Origin of the sequence: Pseudomonas sp. GL-B-12, from assembly GCF_019955895.1 — a bacterium.
In the GTDB taxonomy this organism is placed as follows: domain Bacteria; phylum Pseudomonadota; class Gammaproteobacteria; order Pseudomonadales; family Pseudomonadaceae; genus Aquipseudomonas.
In genome coordinates this window covers 61,133-78,984 of sequence record NZ_JAHBCX010000010.1, presented here as the reverse complement: position 1 = coordinate 78,984, position 17,852 = coordinate 61,133, and the positions used below count along the sequence as shown (strand labels likewise).

Sequence of the window (17,852 nt, the reverse complement as noted above, 5' to 3'; positions counted from 1 at the left end):
TCCTCACTCCTTGATGCAATCGACGGTGTAGCACCGTCCACTGCCCTGATCTTCATGTTGCAATCCGTGCACATCAGCAACGAACCCCGGGAAACTGCTATCGAACGTGCGGGCAAACGCCAGGTAATCGATGATCGAGCGGGTCGGCTCGGTAAAACGCTCGCCCGGCATGATCAGCGGAATGCCGGGTGGGTACGGCACCAGCATCACCGCGGCGATTCGCCCGTCCAGCGCATCGATCGACACGGCTTCGACTTCACCCCGCACCAATTGATCATAGGCGTCCGCCGGCTTCATCGCGACTTCCGGCAGTACGGTGTACATGCGCTTGAGGTGCCTGGCGGTGGCGTTGCTGCGATAACAGGCATGTAGCTGATCGCACAGATCACGCAGGCCCATGCCCTGATAGCGCGCGACATTCTCTTGCGCCACACAGGGCAGGCAACTGGCCAGACTGACGTTGGCGTCGTAGCTGCGCTTGAACTCCAGCAGTTCGGTGAGCAGCGTGCTCCACTTGCCCTTGGTGATGCCCATGGAGAACAACACCAGGAACGAATACAGCCCGGTCTTCTCGACCACCAGGCCGCGTTCCCAAAGGAACTTGCTGACCACCGCCGCCGGAATCCCGCGCTCGCTGAGGGCCCCACCGGCGGTCAATCCCGGCATCACCAGCGTGACCTTGATCGGGTCGAGCAGCACATAATCGTCGGTCACGCCGCCAAAGCCGTGCCAGTCGGCATCGGGTTGCAGCAACCAGTCCTCGGTGACGACCCGCTCGATGCCTTGCGCCGACGGCGGTTGCCAGATCGAGAACCACCAGTCATCCACGGCAATGTGCTGGCGCAAATTGGCCAGCGCCCGGCGAAAACTCAGGGCTTCGTCGAACATTTCCTGCAACAGCGAACGCCCGGCCGGCCCTTCCATCATCGCCGAAGCCACATCCAGCGAGGCAATGATGCCGTACTGCGGCGAGGTCGAGATGTGCATCATGAATGCTTCGTTGAAGCGATCCCGGTCCAGTTGCCGCGCTCCGCCATCGCGCACATGAATCATCGACGCCTGACTGAAGGCCGCCAGCAACTTGTGGGTGGAATGGGTGGTAAACACCAACGGGCTGTCTTCATCACGGGAGGTGCCCATGCCGTAGCGCCCGGCAAAGAACTCATGAAACGCCGCATAGGCGTACCAGGCCTCGTCGAAGTGCAATACCTCAACGCTATTGCCCAGTTGCTGTCTGATCAGCTCGGCGTTGTAGCAGAGGCCGTCGTATGTCGAATTGGTCACCACCGCGAGTTTGACCTTCGGTGAACGGCCCTTGGTCAGCGGACTGGCGTCGATCTTGGCCTGGATCGATTCGCGGCTGAACTCGCTCAGGGGAATCGGGCCGATGATCCCCAGCTCATTACGCTCCGGACACAAGTACAGCGGGATCGCGCCGGTCATGATGATCGAGTGCAGCACCGACTTGTGGCAATTGCGATCCACCAGCACCAGGTCATCGCGGGCGACGACCGAGTGCCAGACAATCTTGTTGGCCGTGGAGGTGCCATTGATCACGAAAAAGGTGTGATCGGCGCCGAAATTGCGTGCCGCGCGGGCCTCGGCTTCAGCCAGGGGGCCGGTGTGATCGAGCAAGGAGCCGAGTTCGGGCACCGACACCGAAAGATCCGAGCGCAGGGTGTTCTCCCCGAAAAACTGGTGAAACGCCTGCCCGACCGGGCTTTTGTGATACGCCACGCCACCGCCGTGACCGGGGGTGTGCCAGGAGTAGTTGGAGTCCGCCGTGTGTTGCACCAACGCCTTGAAAAACGGCGGCAGCAGGCCATCGAGGTATTTGCGCGCGGCGCGGGCCACCTGCCGGGCGAGAAAGGGCACGGTGTCCTCAAACAGGTAAAGAATGCCGCGCAACTGGTTGAGCTCGGCCATGGCATCGGCGGGCGCGTTTTCCAGGGTCACTTTTTCGCCCAAGGCGAAGATCGGCAGATCCGGTGCACGCACCCGCGCCAGACCGATCAGCTCTGCCATGTTTTGTAACAGATGGGAGTGGGTACTGGCGTCTTCAGACGCAATCAACATGCAGGACAGGCCATGGTAAGTCGACGCCACCAGACGCCCTTCGGTGTAGTCCACCGCCGAAACGACGCTGAATCCTTCCTGCTCAAGCTCCCGGGCAATCCCCCGCACGCGGTCGCCGGCGACGCTGTCGGCCTTGATGTCGCGATGGACAATCAGGACCGGGAATTTCAAGTCTTTGTACATGAGGCACAGTGTCCTGAGGCGGCAGACCAGAGCCTGCCAATCACCTCAGGGTAGAGTGTTGTAGAGGATGTGGCGAGCGGGACGCACCAACTTGTGGCGACGAGGGAGTTTCTCTGTGGCGAGGGGGCTTGCCCCCGTTGGAGCGCGAAGCGGTCCCGTGTTTATTCAGGCAAATCACGCTAGCAGCAATGACGACTGCTTCGCAGCCGAACGGGGCGGTGCGGCGTTCCGACAAGCCCCCTCGCCACAAAAGCAGTGTCTGCCAAATTTGGTGTTATGCCTGCGCTTCAGCCTCAGCCAACTGCACCCACAACGCCGGGGCGCCAGCGGATTTGCCGATGATTTCCAGGCGCGCCGCGTGGCGGGCCAGGTCGTCTTCGCTGGCACGGATGATGCGCGTCGGCGGGCGGTCCGCTGGCAAACGGCGAATCTCGGTGGCCGAATTGTCCGCTCCTTCACCGGAGCCATTGCCATCGGAGGCGTTGCCGGCCAGGGACAGACTGGTCTGCCCCCCGGTCATGGTCAGGTAGACGTCGGCGAGAATCTCGGAGTCGAGCAAGGCGCCGTGCAGTTCACGGCCGGAGTTGTCTACTCCATAACGTTTGCACAGGGCGTCGAGGCTGTTGCGCTGCCCCGGGTGACGTTCCCTGGCCATCATCAGGGTGTCGAGGATCGAGCAGTGCTGCGTGATGTCCGCGCGGTCCTGCTGGCCCATCAGGGCGAATTCGTTGTTGATGAAGCCAACGTCGAACGCCGCGTTATGGATAATCAGCTGCGCGCCCTTGATGAACTCGAAGAACTCTTCGGCCACTTCGGCAAAACGCGGCTTACCCACGAGGAATTCGTTGGTGATGCCGTGGACGCCGATGGCGCCCTCGTCACTTTCGCGATCGGGTTGCAGGTACACGTGAAAGTGCCGGCCCGTCAGGCGTCGGCCGATCAACTCGACACAACCGATTTCGATAATCCGGTGGCCGTCGGTCACCGGCATGCCGGTGGTTTCGGTGTCGAGTACAACGGATCTGGTGGCCATCAGTGCTCAGCTCTCAATCGGTCAATCGTGCAAAAGCGGCGATGTTAACACGCTCGCGGGGGTCTTTCAGGTGGACCGTGTTGCGCCTTTCGCGAGCAGGCTCCGGGCGGCGCTCCGACGATTGGCCGCAACTCGGTGCATCGGTTGAACCGAATCAGCCCTGCTTGTACCCACGCACTTCATCCACGCCACGGTTGGCCAGCTGGTCGGCCCGTTCGTTGCCGTGATGGCCAATGTGTCCGCGCACCCATTTCCAGGTGACCTTGTGGCGGTTGACCTGCTCGTCAAGCAACTTCCACAGGTCAGCGTTTTTCACCGGCTCCTTCGCCGCGGTTTTCCAGCCGCGCTTCTTCCAGTTGTCCATCCACTCGTTGATGCCTTTCATCACGTACTGGGAGTCGGTCACCAGCAGCACCTCGCAGGGACGCTTGAGCTCTTCCAGGCCACGGATCGCACCCATCAGTTCCATGCGGTTGTTGGTGGTATTGGCTTCGCCGCCCCAGAGTTCCTTTTCGACGCCCTTGCACACCAGCAGTGCGCCCCAGCCACCAGGGCCAGGGTTGCCTTTGCAGGCGCCGTCGGTGAACAGTTCTACGCTATCGCTCATGCCAATCTATCCAGAAAATGCGCTGGCCCGCCGATCGCTGACCGACGACGCCCGAAGCCGGGACAGGCCCGGCAGCAAATAAAAAAGTGTGTATTACGGTTCGATGTTGCGCCGGTTGACCTTGGCCATCGGCAACGGGATCAGCTTGCCCATCGGCTCGCGCCGCTCCTGACGGACCGGCCGCAAACCCACCACGATCTTGCGCGCCACCAATAAATAGAAGCCGCCGCCCGACAGTTGCCAGTCACCGGCCTTGCGCTCCCAACCGGCCAGGCGGGTCTGCCACGCCGGTGACGCAAGCGGCGGACGATAGCACCCGAAGCGGCGTTTCTCCAGCGCGAAGCCCAGCAGGTTCAGCCAGTCCGCGACCCGTGACGGCGAAATGCAGCGCGCCTTGCGCAGCGCATCCTGGGCAAACACATGCCGCAGGCCCCAACTGCTCCAGGGGTTGATGCCAATGATCAGCAAATGCCCGCCGGGGCGTACGCTACTTGCCGCCTCACGAAGCAAACCGTGGGGCGACAGGCAGAAATCCAGGCCATGCTGCAGCACCACCACATCGGCAGCATGCTCGCTCAAAGGCCAGGCCTGTTCTTCGCAAACGATCTCGACCCCCGGCAAGGGCGCGCCAAGGCGCACGTTGCGCTGTACCTGCGGGGCCGACGGCGGGGTCTGGGCCGAGGGACCGTAATGCACCAGATAGCCACCAAAGAACCGCCCGAGCTCGTCTTCGAGCATGCGCCGCTCTTCGCCCAGCAGAAATTGCCCGAGGGGACCGGCCAGCCATTCACGGGCGGCGCTGATCAACGCCAGCCAGTCAGGATCAGCCTGTGCGAACGCTTTATCAGTCATTGCATTCTCCAACGCGCCAGGAAGTTCTAAGATGCGCCAATGTTTTCCGCTTGGCGAATCCGACGATGATACAGATCACTGCCCTGCCCGCCTTCACCGACAACTACATCTGGTTGTTACAAGACCACGGCAGCAAACGCTGCGCGGTCGTCGACCCGGGTGATGCCGGCCCCGTACAAGCCTGGCTCGCGGCCAATCCGGGCTGGGTACTGAGTGATATTCTGATCACTCATCACCATCATGACCACGTCGGCGGCGTCGAACAGCTGAAAAAAGCGACGGACGCGAAAGTCTATGGTCCAGCCAGCGAAACGATCCCGGCACGGGACGTTGCGCTCAAGGACAACGACAAGGTCAGCGTGCTCGGCTGCGACTTCGACGTCCTCGCGGTCCCGGGCCACACCCTGGGGCACATCGCCTATTACCATCACGGTTTGCTGTTCTGCGGCGACACACTGTTTGCCGCCGGCTGCGGACGCTTGTTCGAAGGCACGCCACAGCAAATGTACAACTCGCTGACACGCCTCGCCGGGCTGCCGGATGACACGCAGGTGTACTGCACCCACGAGTACACCCTCAGCAACCTGAAGTTTGCCGCGGCCGTCGAACCGAACAATCCGCACACCGCCGAACGCCTGGCCAAAGTCACCCGCCAACGGGAATCCGGGATCATGACGCTGCCGTCGACACTGGCACTGGAAAAGCTCACTAACCCGTTTTTGCGCTCCGGTGAAACATCCGTTAAAGAAAAAGCGGACGAACGGACCGGCACCGATAACTCGGCGCCCGATATGGTTTTTGCTGCGCTTCGAGCATGGAAAGACAGGTTCTAAAGGGGCCTCTCAAGATTGCAACAATTCTGAAAGGTTGACCGCGCAAGGTGCGCTTTCTAGAATCGCCCGACATTTTTGCCCGGAACTTACTTCCAGCCAATGTCGTCACCTATTCGCAAAGCCATCAGTTCAGACGCATTGACCCGCTTGGCTCAAGCCATTGCGGTGGCTGTGTCCGCCACCCTGGCGGGCTGTTCCAGCCATGCGCCGCAGACCGATGCGGCGCACACGCAGAACATCGCCGCGCGCGCCAAGCAGAAGCCGATCTGGCTCAGCGAAAAACCCAGCCCGCAAATTCCCCAGGACGTCTGGGAGCGCATGCGCCAGGGCTTCCAGCTGCAGGACGGGCTGGGCGTCAACCCGCGCATCGAGCAACAGCGCCTATGGTTCGCCAGCAATCCATCCTTCCTCGAAAACGCCGGCGAACGTGGCAGCCTCTACATTCACTACATCGTCGAACGCCTTGAAGAACGCAACATGCCGCTGGAACTGGCCCTGCTGCCAGTGATTGAAAGTGCCTACAACCCGATGGCCTACTCCCGGGCCGACGCGGTGGGTCTTTGGCAGTTCATCCCCTCCACCGGGCGTTACTTCAACCTGCGTCAAACCCGTTTCTATGATGGCCGTCGCGACATCACCGCGTCGACCACCGCCGCGCTGGATTACCTGACCCGCCTGCATGACATGTTCAACGGCGACTGGATGCTGGCCCTGGCGGCCTACAACGCCGGCGAAGGCACCGTCAGCCGGGCCATCGAGCGCAACGAACGCCTCGGCCTGCCGACCGACTACTGGAACCTGCCGCTGCCTTCCGAAACCCAGGCCTACGTGCCGAAGTTGCTGGCACTGTCGCAAGTGGTGATGGCGCCGGAAGCCTACGGCGTGAACCTCAACCCGATCGCCAATGAACCTTACTTCAAGGTCGTTGAAATCAACCAGCGCATGGACCTGTCCAAGGTTGCTGAAGTCGCCAACATCGACGAAGACGAACTGTTCCAGCTCAACCCGGCTTTCAAGCAACGCACCACCATCGACGGCCCGCAGCACCTGCTGGTCCCGACCTCCAAGGCGCAACTGCTGACCAGCAGCCTGCAGACCATGCGTCCTGAAGAACTGATCAGCAAGAAATCGCTCAAACCGGTCTTCGAAGGTGCCGACGATACCCAGGTCGCCAGCGTCAAGCGTTCCTACCGGGTCAAGCGGGGTGACAACCTCGGCTCCATCGCCAAGGCCAACAACGTTGACGTGAAGGACCTGCAGCGCTGGAACAATCTGACTGGCAAGAACCTCAAGCCCGGCCAGACCCTGGTCATGCAGGACACCAGCAAACGCAGCTCCGGGCGCGTCAACACCGTGATTGCAGCCAATACCAAAAAGCAGCAGACCACGTACAAGGTCCAGCAAGGCGACTCGCTGTACATCGTGGCCAAACGCTTCAACGTAGAGATGCAGCACCTCAAGCGCTGGAATCCGCGTGTCGGCCAGGCGCTGAAGCCTGGTCAGATGCTGACAGTGGCCAATCCGCATTAAAAAACAGCCCCTGAATTCAGGGGCTTTTTTATGCCTGCGCAGTTTTTGTGGCGAGCACAAAACCTGTAGGAGCTGGCTTGCCGGCGAAGGCGCCGGCACAATCAACATCCATTTCGTCTGTCAGGCCGCCTTCGCGAGCAAGCTCGCTCCTACAGGATTGTGGCCCGGCCGATATTGCGCTTTAACCCCCCGTCTTTTTCCTGTCCATACAAGCTGTTACTGTACGGTCCACAAAGCCCAAGCCGCCTGGATCGGATCCCCTATTTGAAGCGTCCCCTGCCCCTGCTCCTGATCAGCCTGGCCTTGAGCTCCACCGCAAGCGCGACGATCAGCGAAAGCCATGGTTATGCGCAGTTCGGCACGCTCAAGTACCCGGCCCGATTTACCCACTTCGACTGGGTCAACCCGCAAGCGCCCAAGGGCGGTACGTTGCGGGTCATGGCGTTTGGCACCTTCGATACGCTCAACCCCTACACCTTCAAGGGCACCAGCCCGGTCACCACGCCGAACTTCCTGCAATACGGTATCAACGAGCTCAACGAGCCGCTGATGGTCGGTACCGGGCAGTACGCGCCTTCGGGTGACGAGCCCGCGTCCAGCTATGGCCTGATCGCCCAGTCGGTGGAATACAGCGAGAACCGCAGCTGGGTGGTGTTCAACCTGCGTCCCGAAGCACGCTTCCATGACGGCACACCGATCACCGCCTACGACGTCGCGTTCTCCTATCGCGTGTTGCTCAAGGAAGGCCATCCGCTGTACCGCACCAGCCTTCAGGAAGTGTCGCGGGTCGACATCCTCAACCCGCAGCGCATCCGCTTCGTGTTCAAGCGCGCCGGCAATCCGCTGCTGATCCTGCGCCTGGGCGAAATGCCGGTGCTGGCGCAGCACTACTGGAAAGGCCGCGACTTCAAGGCCACCACTTTCGAGCCGCCGCTGGGCAGCGGGCCGTATCGCATCACCTCGGTCACGCCGGGACGACAGATCGTCTTCGAACGGGTCAAGGACTACTGGGGCAAAGACCTGCCGGTCAATCGCGGCAAGTACAACTTCGACCGCATGGAGGTCGAGTTCTACCGCGACAGCGACGTAGCGTTCGAGGCGTTCAAGGCCGGTGAATTCGATATCTATATCGAGCATCAGGCGAAGAACTGGGACACCGGCTACAACTTCCCGGCCATACGCCGCGGTGAGGTGATCAAGGCGCAGATTCCCCACCAGATCCCGACCCAGACCCAGGGCCTGTTCATGAACAGCCGCCGTCCGGCTTTCTCGGACGCCAAGGTCCGTGAAGCACTGGGGCTGATGTTCAACTTTGAATGGACCAACCGCACGCTGTTCAGCGGCGCCTACCAACGCGCCATGAGCTACTACCCCAACAGCGAGTTCTCGGCCAGCGGGTTGCCGGTCGGGCATGAATGGCTGTTGCTCAAGCCCTATCGCGAGCAACTGCCGGCCAGGCTCTTTACCGAGCCGTTCAGCCTGCCGCAGACCGACGGCAGTGGCATCCCCCGGGAGACTCTGCGCAAAGCCCTCGGCCTGCTCGCCGACGCCGGCTGGAAGCTCAATGGCCAGCGTCTGCAAAACGCCGCCGGGCAGCTTTTGCGCCTGGAACTGCTGCTGGTCAACCCGAACCTGGAACGCATCCTCCAGCCTTACGTCGAGAACCTCGCCAGCATCGGCATCGATGCGCGGCTGCGCACGGTCGATCGCGCGCAATACAAGCAGCGCCTCGACCAGTTCGATTTCGACATGATTCTGATGACCCTCAACCAGACGCTCAGCCCCGGCCTGGAACAATGGCAGTACTTTCACTCCAGCCAGGCCGGGGTCAAGGGCAGCAAGAACTTCGCCGGCATTGCCAACCCGGTGGTCGACCACTTGCTCGAACAGTTGCTGGCCGCCCAGACCCGCGATGAACAAGTCGCCGCCGGCAAGGCCCTCGACCGCGTGCTGCTGTGGCAGCACTACATCGTTCCCAACTGGTACCTCAATTATCACCGTCTGGCGTACCGCAACCGGCTCGCCTTCGTCACCACGCCGCCTTACACCCTGGGCCTGAACGCGTGGTGGCTGAAATCTTCGGAGAAAGATCAATGAAACCCATCCGTGCCCTGCTCCTGCAGGCCAGCGGTCTGCTATTCGCCGGGCTGGCCTGCGCCGCCCCGCAACATGCCGTGACCCTGTACAACGAGCCGCCGAAATACCCGGCCGATTTCAAACACTTCGATTACGTCAATCCCGACGCGCCCAAGGGCGGGATTTTCCGTCAGGCCGGTTTCGGCGGCTTCGACAGCCTCAACCCGTTCATCAGCAAAGGCGTGCCGGCGGACGATATTGGCATGATCTACGACACCCTGGCCAAGCAAGGCCTGGACGAGCCGTTCACCGAGTACGGCTTGATTGCCCGGCTGATCGAGAAAGCTCCGGACAACGCCTGGGTGCGCTTCTACCTGCGCCCCGAAGCACGCTTCCATGACGGCCATCCGATTCGCGCCGAAGACGTGGTGTTCAGCTTCCAGATGCTGACCAAGGATGGCGCGCCGATGTACCGCGGCTACTACAGTGACGTGGCTGAAGTGATCGCCGAAGACCCGCTGACCGTGCTGTTCAAGTTCAAGCACACCAACAACCGCGAGCTGCCGCTGATCCTCGGCCAGTTGCCGGTGCTGCCCAAGCATTGGTGGGCCGACCGCGACTTCAACAAGGGCAACCTGGAAATTCCGCTGGGCAGCGGCCCGTACAAAGTCAGCGAAGTGAAGGCCGGACGCTCGGTGCGTTACGAGCGGGTCAAGGACTACTGGGGCAAGGACCTGCCGGTCAATCGGGGTTTCTACAACTTCGACGTAATGACCACCGATTACTACCGCGACAACACCGTGGCTCTGGAAGCGCTCAAGGCCGGACAGTTCGACTACTGGCTGGAAATGACCGCGAAAAACTGGGCCAATGCCTACAACACTCCGGCAGTCACCGAAGGTCGACTGGTCAAGGAACAGATTCCCAACGGCAATCCGACCGGCATGCAGGGGTTCGTGTTCAACTTGCGCCGCCCGGTGTTCCAGGATGTCCGCGTGCGTCAGGCATTGTCGCTACTGCTGGATTTCGAATGGACCAACAAGCAACTGTTCAACGGTGCCTATGCGCGTACCCGCAGTTACTTCGAAAACTCGGAAATGGCCGCCACCGGGCTGCCTGACACTGATCAGGTGGCGATCCTCCAACCGTTCCGCGGCAAGCTGCCACCGCAGGTGTTCAGCGAAGCCTTCCAGAACCCGACCACTGACGGCAGCGGCATGATCCGCACCCAGCAAAGGCAAGCCTATCAACTGCTGCAAGAGGCCGGCTGGCGCATCGTCGATGACAAAATGGTCGATGCCACCGGCAAACCGGTGGTCATCGAATTCCTGTTGGCCCAGACCGAATTCGAACGGGTGCTGCTGCCGTTCAAGCGCAACCTGAGTGACCTGGGCATTGATCTGGTGATCCGCCGGGTCGACGTCTCGCAATACATCAACCGCGTGCGTTCCCGGGACTTCGACATGATTGTCGGCAGCTTCCCGCAATCCAATTCGCCGGGTAACGAACAACGGGAATTCTGGATGTCGGCCGCCGCCGACAAACCCGGCAGCCGCAATTCCATGGGCCTGAAGGATCCGGTGGTCGATCAACTGGTCGAGCAACTGATCAACGCCGATTCGCGCACCAGCCTGGTGGCCCACGCCCGTGCGCTGGACCGGGTGCTGCAATGGGGCTATTACGTAATACCCAACTGGCACATCAAGACCTGGCGCGTGGCGTACTGGAACCACATCGGCCATCCCAAAGTCTCGCCTAAATACGACATCGGCACGGCCACCTGGTGGGTCAAGCCCGACATCAAGCCGGCGATAGAAGTCGAAACCACACTGCAGGCCGATCCTGCGGGCACGGAGTAATCAGATGCTGGCGTACATTTTTCGGCGACTGTTGCTGATCATTCCGACCCTGTTCGGCATCTTGCTGGTCAACTTCGTGATCATCCAGGCCGCCCCGGGCGGGCCGGTGGAACAGATGATCGCCAAGCTCGAAGGCTTCGAAGGCGCCACCAGCCGCATCGCCGGCGGCGGTGCCGAAGTCTCGGTGGCAGGCTCGGCCTATCGCGGCGCCCAGGGCCTGGACCCGGCGCTGATCAAGGAAATCGAGCACATGTACGGCTTCGATAAATCGGCGCCGGAACGCTTGTGGATCATGGTCAAGAACTATGCGTCCCTGGATTTCGGCGACAGCTTCTTCCGTGACGCCAAGGTCATCGACCTGATCAAGGAAAAGATGCCGGTGTCGATCTCCCTCGGGCTGTGGAGCACGCTGATCATGTACCTGGTGTCGATCCCGCTGGGGATCGCCAAGGCCACGCGGCACGGCAGCCACTTCGACGTCTGGACCAGTTCGGCGATCATCGTCGGCTACGCGATCCCGGCGTTCCTGTTCGCCATCCTGTTGATCGTGGTGTTCGCCGGCGGCAGTTACCTGGACTGGTTCCCGTTGCGCGGGCTGACCTCAAACAACTTCGATGAACTGAGCATGGGCGGCAAGATCCTCGACTACTTCTGGCACCTGGCGCTGCCGGTGACCGCGCTGGTGATCGGCAACTTCGCAACCATGACCCTGCTCACCAAAAACAGCTTCCTCGATGAGATCAACAAGCAGTACGTGATAACCGCCAGGGCCAAAGGCCTGACCAACCACCGTGTGCTGTACGGCCACGTGTTCCGCAACGCCATGCTGCTGGTGATCGCCGGTTTCCCCTCGGCCCTCATTGGCATCTTCTTCACCGGCTCGTTGCTGGTGGAGGTGATCTTCTCCCTCGACGGCCTCGGCCTGATGAGTTTCGAGGCAGCGATCAACCGCGATTACCCGGTGGTGTTCGGCACGCTGTTCATCTTCACCCTGCTCGGGCTGGTGGTGAAACTGATCGGCGACCTCACCTATACCTTTGTCGATCCGCGCATCGACTTCGAAAGCCGGGAGCATTGAGATGAACCTGTCCCCTCTCAATCGCCGACGCTACGAACTGTTCAAGGCCAACAAGCGTGGCTGGTGGTCGCTGTGGCTGTTTCTGATCATGTTCGGCGCCAGCCTGGGCGCCGAGTTGATCGCCAACGACAAGCCGCTGGTGGTGCACTACGACAACAACTGGTACTTCCCGGCGCTCAAGCGCTACCCGGAAACCACCTTCGGCGGCGAATTTCCGCTGGAGGCCAACTACAAGAGCCCGTACATCCGCGAACTGCTCAAGGCCAAGGACGCCTGGGTGCTGTGGGCGCCGATTCCCTACAGCTACCAGAGCATCAACTACGACCTGAAAGTCCCGGCCCCGGCCCCGCCATCGACGGATAACCTGCTGGGCACCGACGATCAGGGCCGCGACGTGTTGGCTCGGGTGATCTACGGTTTCCGCATTTCGGTGCTGTTCGCCCTGACCCTGACCGTGCTCAGCTCGATCATCGGCGTGATCGCCGGGGCCTTGCAGGGTTTCTACGGCGGCTGGGTGGACCTGGCCGGGCAGCGGTTCCTGGAGATCTGGTCCGGACTGCCGGTGCTGTACCTGCTGATCATCCTTGCCAGTTTCGTGCAGCCCAACTTCTGGTGGTTATTGGGGATCATGCTGCTGTTCTCGTGGATGAGCCTGGTGGACGTGGTACGCGCCGAATTCCTGCGCGGGCGCAACCTGGAATACGTACGCGCCGCCCGCGCCCTGGGCATGCAGAACGGTGCGATCATGTTCCGCCACATTTTGCCCAACGCGATGGTCTCGACCATGACCTTCATGCCGTTCATCCTCACCGGCGCCATCGGCACATTGACCGCCCTGGACTTCCTCGGTTTCGGCCTGCCGGCGGGCAGCCCATCCCTGGGTGAACTGGTGGCCCAGGGCAAATCCAACCTGCAAGCGCCGTGGCTGGGCATCAGCGCCTTTGCCGTGCTGGCCTTGATGTTGAGTTTGCTGGTGTTCATCGGCGAGTCCGCTCGCGATGCCTTCGACCCGAGGAAGTGAAATGAATCAGAACAATCTGATCGAAGTGCGCGACCTGTCCGTCGATTTTGTCGTCGGCAATCGCTGCCAGCTGGCGGTCGAAGGTGTCAGCTTCGACATCAAGCGCGGTGAAACCCTGGCTTTGGTCGGCGAGAGCGGTTCCGGTAAATCGGTAACAGCGCATTCGATCCTGCGCCTGCTGCCCTACCCGCTCGCGCGGCATCCGTCCGGCACCATCTTGTATTCCGGGCAGAACCTGCTGGACCTGAAAGAAAAAACCATTCGCCACATTCGCGGCAACCGCATTGCGATGATCTTCCAGGAGCCGATGACCTCGCTCAATCCGCTGCACTCGATCGAGAAGCAGATCAACGAAGTGCTGGGCATCCACAAGGGCCTGACCGGCAAGGTCGCGACCAAACGCACGCTGGAACTGCTGGAGATGGTCGGCATCCCCGAGCCGCACAAGCGCCTCAAGGCCCTGCCCCACGAATTGTCCGGCGGCCAGCGCCAGCGGGTGATGATCGCCATGGCCCTGGCCAACGAGCCGGAACTGCTGATTGCCGACGAGCCAACCACCGCGCTGGACGTGACCGTTCAGCTGAAAATCCTCGAATTGCTCAAGGAACTGCAGGCCCGCCTGGGCATGGCGCTGCTGCTGATCAGCCACGATTTGAACCTTGTGCGAAGAATTGCGCATCGCGTATGTGTCATGCAGCAAGGTTGTATCGTCGAACAGGCATCGTGCGAAGAATTGTTCCGCGCGCCGCAGCATCCGTACACTCGGGAACTGCTGGCAGCGGAGCCCGGCGGCAAGCCTGCAAGCAACGTGATCGGCCCGCCCTTGCTGGCGGTCGAGGACCTGAAAGTCTGGTTTCCGATCAAGAAAGGCCTGCTCAAGCGCACGGTGGATTACGTCAAGGCGGTCGACGGCATCAACTTCAGCCTGCCCCAGGGCCAGACCCTGGGGATCGTGGGCGAAAGCGGTTCCGGCAAATCGACACTGGGTCTGGCGATTTTGCGGTTGATCGCCAGCAAAGGCGCCATCCGTTTTGAGGGCCAGCAGCTAGACTGCCTGACGCAGCAACAGGTCCGGCCGCTGCGGCGGGAGATGCAAGTAGTGTTTCAGGACCCGTTCGGCAGCCTGAGCCCACGGATGTGCGTGAATGACATCGTTGGCGAAGGCCTGCGGATCCACAAGATGGGCACCGCGGCGGAACAGGAACAAGCGATCATTGCAGCACTCAAGGAGGTAGGCCTGGATCCGGAAACCCGGCACCGCTACCCCCACGAATTTTCCGGCGGGCAACGGCAGAGAATCGCCATTGCCCGGGCATTGGTGTTAAAACCGGCGTTGATTTTGCTGGACGAGCCGACTTCGGCCCTCGACCGCACGGTACAACGCCAGGTAGTGGAGCTTTTACGTTCACTGCAAACCAAGTACAACCTGACGTATCTGTTTATCAGCCATGACCTGGCTGTGGTGAAAGCGCTGAGCCACCAGTTGATGGTGGTCAAGCATGGCCAAGTGGTCGAACAGGGAGACGCGCAAAGTATTTTTGCCGCCCCCCAACATCCGTATACACAGCAGTTGCTGGAAGCCGCTTTTTTGGCTCCGGCCACTGCGCAATAACCTGAAAGAGGAGCAACACATGGGTTTTCTCGCCGGTAAGCGCGTACTGATCGTCGGTGTCGCCAGCAAGCTGTCCATCGCATCCGGCATCGCTGCCGCCATGCATCGCGAGGGCGCTGAGCTTGCCTTCACTTATCAGAACGACAAACTCAAGGGTCGTGTCGAAGAGTTCGCACAAGGCTGGGGTTCGAGCCCTGAGCTGTGCTTCCCGTGCGACGTGGCCAGCGATGAAGAAATCGCCAAGGTCTTCGAAGAGCTGAGCAAGAAGTGGGACGGCCTGGACTGCATCGTGCACTCCGTAGGCTTCGCCCCGGGCGACCAACTGGACGGCGACTTCACTGAAGCCACCACCCGTGAAGGTTTCCGCATCTCGCACGACATCAGCGCCTACAGCTTCGTGGCCCTGGCCAAGGCTGGCCGCGAAATGATGAAAGGCCGCAACGGCAGCCTGCTGACCCTGTCGTACCTGGGCGCCGAGCGCACCATGCCGAACTACAACGTAATGGGCATGGCCAAGGCTTCCCTGGAAGCTGGCGTACGTTACCTGGCCGGCTCCCTGGGCCCGGACGGTACTCGCGTCAACTGTGTATCGGCTGGCCCGATCCGCACCCTCGCCGCTTCCGGTATCAAGAACTTCCGCAAGATGCTGGCCGCCAACGAGGCGCAAACCCCGCTGCGCCGCAACGTCACCATCGAAGAAGTCGGCAACGCCGGCGCCTTCCTGTGCTCGGACCTGGCGTCCGGCATCAGCGGTGAAATCATGTACGTGGACGGTGGTTTCAACACCACAGCCATGGGCAGCCTCGAAGAGTAATCTTCGGTCAGCCTAAAAAACCCGCCTCTTTTGGCGGGTTTTTTATGCCTGCGATTTCACGGACAAACACAATCCCCTGTGGGAGCGGGCTTGCTCGCGAAGACGGCTTCAGATTCAGCATTGATGTTGACTGACACACCGCTTTCGCGAGCAAGCCCGCTCCCACAGGGTTAGTGTTGTGTCAGGCATTGCGCAAACAACTGCTGAATTGGCTGCATTCGCTGGCTGTACCGCTGCAACAACACAATCTCCCGATAGAACGTCAACTCGCCCAAGGGGATGACTCGCACCCTGGCCCCATGCTCAAGCCACAACCCGGCCTCCGGCAACAGGGAAACCCCCAAGCCGCACTCGACCATTTTCACAATCGCCTCCAGTTCATCCAACTCCAGCGCCACGTGCACCTCGATCTGCCGCTCGCGCAGAAACCGCGTCACCAGTCGCCCGCCGAACGAATTGCGGTCGTAGCGCACATGAGGGTGCTCGGCGAGCAGTTGTAACGGATCATCGCCGTCCAAGTCCGCCGGTACGATCAGCACGAACGGCTCCCGGCGAATCACCTGCGCGGACAACTCCTTGGGCAGCTCAAACGGCGGCTTGATCAGGATCGCCAGGTCCACTTCTCCCGTGTCCACCTGGCTCAGCAAGTTCAGTGACACACCGGGCACCAGCTTGGGTTCCAGCAAGGGCGCCTGCTGGCGCAATTTCAACAATGCCTGGGGCAGCAGCCCGGTCTGGGCGGTGGCCACCGCGCCGATTTTCAGTTCGCCACGGTACTCGCTGACATCGTCACTGACAGCCATACGGCTGAAGGTTTCGAGCATTTCCCTGGCCATCGGCAACGCCCGCTGCCCCGCCGCATTGAGCAGCGCCTGGCGGCCGGTGCGGTCGAACAGACGGATGCCAAGGGCCTGTTCCAGATTGCGAATCTGCGCACTGACCGCCGATTGCGTCAGGCCAATGTGCATGCCGGCCGCGGCGAACGTGCCGTAACGCGCCACTGCGATAAAGGTTTTCAGTTCTCGCAGCATGGCGGCCTCGATTGATCGAAATTATTTGAGCTCGACGCAAAAATTATCGTCTTTCAATCAAAAAGCACAGGGCTAAACTCGACACATTCCCACCCACCAACGAGGTTCGCCTGATGCAATTGTCCCCTTTTCACCTGGCCATCCCGGTCTACGACTTACCGGCCGCCCGACATTTCTATGGTTCAGTGTTTGGTCTGGAAGAAGGTCGTTCCAGCGAGCATTGGGTCGATTTCAATTTCTTCGGCCATCAACTGGTGATTCACCTGGCACCGAAAAGCCCTGCGCAAGAAGCCGCGCACACCAATGCCGTGGATGGTCACGATGTGCCGGTGCCGCATTTTGGCGTGGTGCTCGGGATGGCCGAGTGGGAGGCGCTGGCCGAACGGTTGAAGTCACTGGGGACTCGCTTCGTGATCGAACCGGGGATTCGTTTTCAGGGGCTGGTGGGTGAACAGGCGACGATGTTTCTGTTTGATCCTTGCGGTAATGCGCTGGAGTTCAAGGCGTTCAAGGACATTGGGCAGTTGTTTGCCAAATAGTTGTCTGTCAGGACGCCTTCGCGAGCAGGCTCGCTCCCACAGTGGATTTGTGGCGTTCACAAAACCTGTGGGGAGCCTGCTCCGGGCGGCGATCCGACGATGAGGCCCGCCAACACAACACCGCCCTAACGGCTCATCAAACGCTCGGCCTCACCCAGCAGTTCCTCGATTGAGTCATGAGCAGTGGGGTCATATTCGACCTGGGTAACGCTGAACCGAATGTCATAACTGCGATGCGCCGTAGCGTTGCGTTCATCGAGAATCTCATTGAGCCGTACCTTGATCGCCGCAATCTCCACGACGCTGGAACCGGTCAACAGCGCCACGAACCGGTCGCCTTCAAGTCGGCCGACCACATCGCTTTCACGAAAGCCGATACGCAGGACATCGGCGAACGTCTTCAGCGCATCGTCACCTTTGGCCCGGCCATACAGATAGCTCATGCGCTTGAATTCATCGAGGGTGAAGTACAGCAGCGTCGCCGGCGTCCCCAGTTCCCGGCAGGCGTCCAGCCCGAGCCGGGCCAGCGCGGTGAAACCATGGCGATTGGACAGCAGCGTCAGCTCGTCCATGCTCGCCATCTGCACGCCTGCCAGCTCTTGCTCGGCCCGGCGAGCCAGATCGCGCAGCCGTTCACGTTCTTGCTGTGGCGTGAGCAACGGGTTTGCGGATCGGCCCGTTTTGCCTGAGATCAACATCGTTCACTCC

The 17,852-nt window shown here is 60.9% G+C and carries 15 protein-coding genes; 9 read left to right on the top strand and 6 right to left on the bottom strand.

Going from position 1 to position 17,852, the window contains the following annotated elements; translation table 11 throughout:
- Nucleotides 1–3: 3 nt before the first annotated feature.
- From KGA85_RS05930 to KGA85_RS05915, 4 genes are all read right to left on the bottom strand, one after another.
- Nucleotides 4–2,259, bottom strand: a complete 2,256-nt coding sequence (locus tag KGA85_RS05930; RefSeq protein WP_223459486.1) for an Orn/Lys/Arg decarboxylase N-terminal domain-containing protein — start codon at nt 2,257–2,259, stop codon at nt 4–6.
- Nucleotides 2,260–2,533: 274 nt separating this feature from the next.
- On the bottom strand, nt 2,534–3,292 hold the full coding sequence (gene dnaQ / locus KGA85_RS05925; RefSeq protein WP_223459485.1) for a DNA polymerase III subunit epsilon: 759 nt from the start codon (nt 3,290–3,292) through the stop codon (nt 2,534–2,536).
- A gap of 154 nt (nt 3,293–3,446) precedes the next feature.
- Nucleotides 3,447–3,899 carry a ribonuclease HI gene (gene rnhA / locus KGA85_RS05920; protein WP_007979123.1) on the bottom strand — a complete coding sequence of 151 codons (453 nt, stop codon included), beginning with the start codon at nt 3,897–3,899 and terminating at the stop codon, nt 3,447–3,449.
- Between the two features lie 93 nt (nt 3,900–3,992).
- Nucleotides 3,993–4,751, bottom strand: coding sequence for a class I SAM-dependent methyltransferase (locus KGA85_RS05915; RefSeq protein ID WP_223459483.1), 759 nt, complete (start codon nt 4,749–4,751; stop codon nt 3,993–3,995).
- Between the two features lie 65 nt (nt 4,752–4,816).
- Here KGA85_RS05915 and gloB point away from each other — a divergent pair, with 65 nt between their 5' ends.
- From gloB to fabI, 8 genes are all read left to right on the top strand, one after another.
- Nucleotides 4,817–5,584, top strand: coding sequence for a hydroxyacylglutathione hydrolase (gloB, locus tag KGA85_RS05910; RefSeq protein ID WP_223459481.1), 768 nt, complete (start codon nt 4,817–4,819; stop codon nt 5,582–5,584).
- 99 nt (nt 5,585–5,683) lie between these two features.
- On the top strand, nt 5,684–7,114 hold the full coding sequence (locus tag KGA85_RS05905) for a LysM peptidoglycan-binding domain-containing protein (protein WP_223459479.1): 1,431 nt from the start codon (nt 5,684–5,686) through the stop codon (nt 7,112–7,114).
- A 276-nt stretch (nt 7,115–7,390) separates the two neighbouring features.
- On the top strand, nt 7,391–9,211 hold the full coding sequence (locus tag KGA85_RS05900; protein ID WP_411741651.1) for an extracellular solute-binding protein: 1,821 nt from the start codon (nt 7,391–7,393) through the stop codon (nt 9,209–9,211).
- Nucleotides 9,208–11,049, top strand: coding sequence for an extracellular solute-binding protein (locus tag KGA85_RS05895; protein ID WP_223459475.1), 1,842 nt, complete (start codon nt 9,208–9,210; stop codon nt 11,047–11,049). Before KGA85_RS05900 ends, KGA85_RS05895 begins: the two co-directional genes overlap by 4 nt.
- A 4-nt stretch (nt 11,050–11,053) precedes the next feature.
- Nucleotides 11,054–12,127: a microcin C ABC transporter permease YejB gene (locus KGA85_RS05890; protein ID WP_223459473.1), complete on the top strand. Its 1,074-nt coding sequence runs from the start codon at nt 11,054–11,056 to the stop codon at nt 12,125–12,127.
- A gap of 1 nt (nt 12,128) precedes the next feature.
- Nucleotides 12,129–13,148 (top strand): ABC transporter permease, encoded by a 1,020-nt coding sequence (locus KGA85_RS05885; RefSeq protein WP_223459471.1) that lies wholly within the window; start codon nt 12,129–12,131, stop codon nt 13,146–13,148.
- Nucleotide 13,149: 1 nt separating this feature from the next.
- A complete protein-coding gene (locus tag KGA85_RS05880) occupies nt 13,150–14,760 on the top strand; it encodes an ABC transporter ATP-binding protein (RefSeq protein WP_223459470.1) in 1,611 nt (536 codons plus the stop codon).
- 19 nt (nt 14,761–14,779) lie between these two features.
- Nucleotides 14,780–15,574, top strand: coding sequence for an enoyl-ACP reductase FabI (fabI, locus tag KGA85_RS05875; RefSeq protein WP_057398455.1), 795 nt, complete (start codon nt 14,780–14,782; stop codon nt 15,572–15,574).
- 170 nt (nt 15,575–15,744) lie between these two features.
- Here fabI and KGA85_RS05870 read toward each other — a convergent pair whose 3' ends face one another.
- The gene (locus tag KGA85_RS05870; protein WP_223459468.1) at nt 15,745–16,605 is read right to left on the bottom strand and encodes a LysR family transcriptional regulator; all 861 of its coding nucleotides are present in this window, start codon (nt 16,603–16,605) and stop codon (nt 15,745–15,747) included.
- A 113-nt stretch (nt 16,606–16,718) separates the two neighbouring features.
- Here KGA85_RS05870 and KGA85_RS05865 point away from each other — a divergent pair, with 113 nt between their 5' ends.
- Entirely contained in the window at nt 16,719–17,144 is a 426-nt protein-coding gene (locus tag KGA85_RS05865; RefSeq protein WP_223459466.1) for a VOC family protein, read from the top strand.
- 125 nt (nt 17,145–17,269) lie between these two features.
- On the opposite strand, the gene KGA85_RS05860 is transcribed toward KGA85_RS05865, so the two are convergent.
- Complete coding sequence (locus KGA85_RS05860) at nt 17,270–17,842, bottom strand: GGDEF domain-containing protein (protein ID WP_223458082.1); 573 nt, start codon at nt 17,840–17,842, stop codon at nt 17,270–17,272.
- Nucleotides 17,843–17,852: the final 10 nt, after the last annotated feature.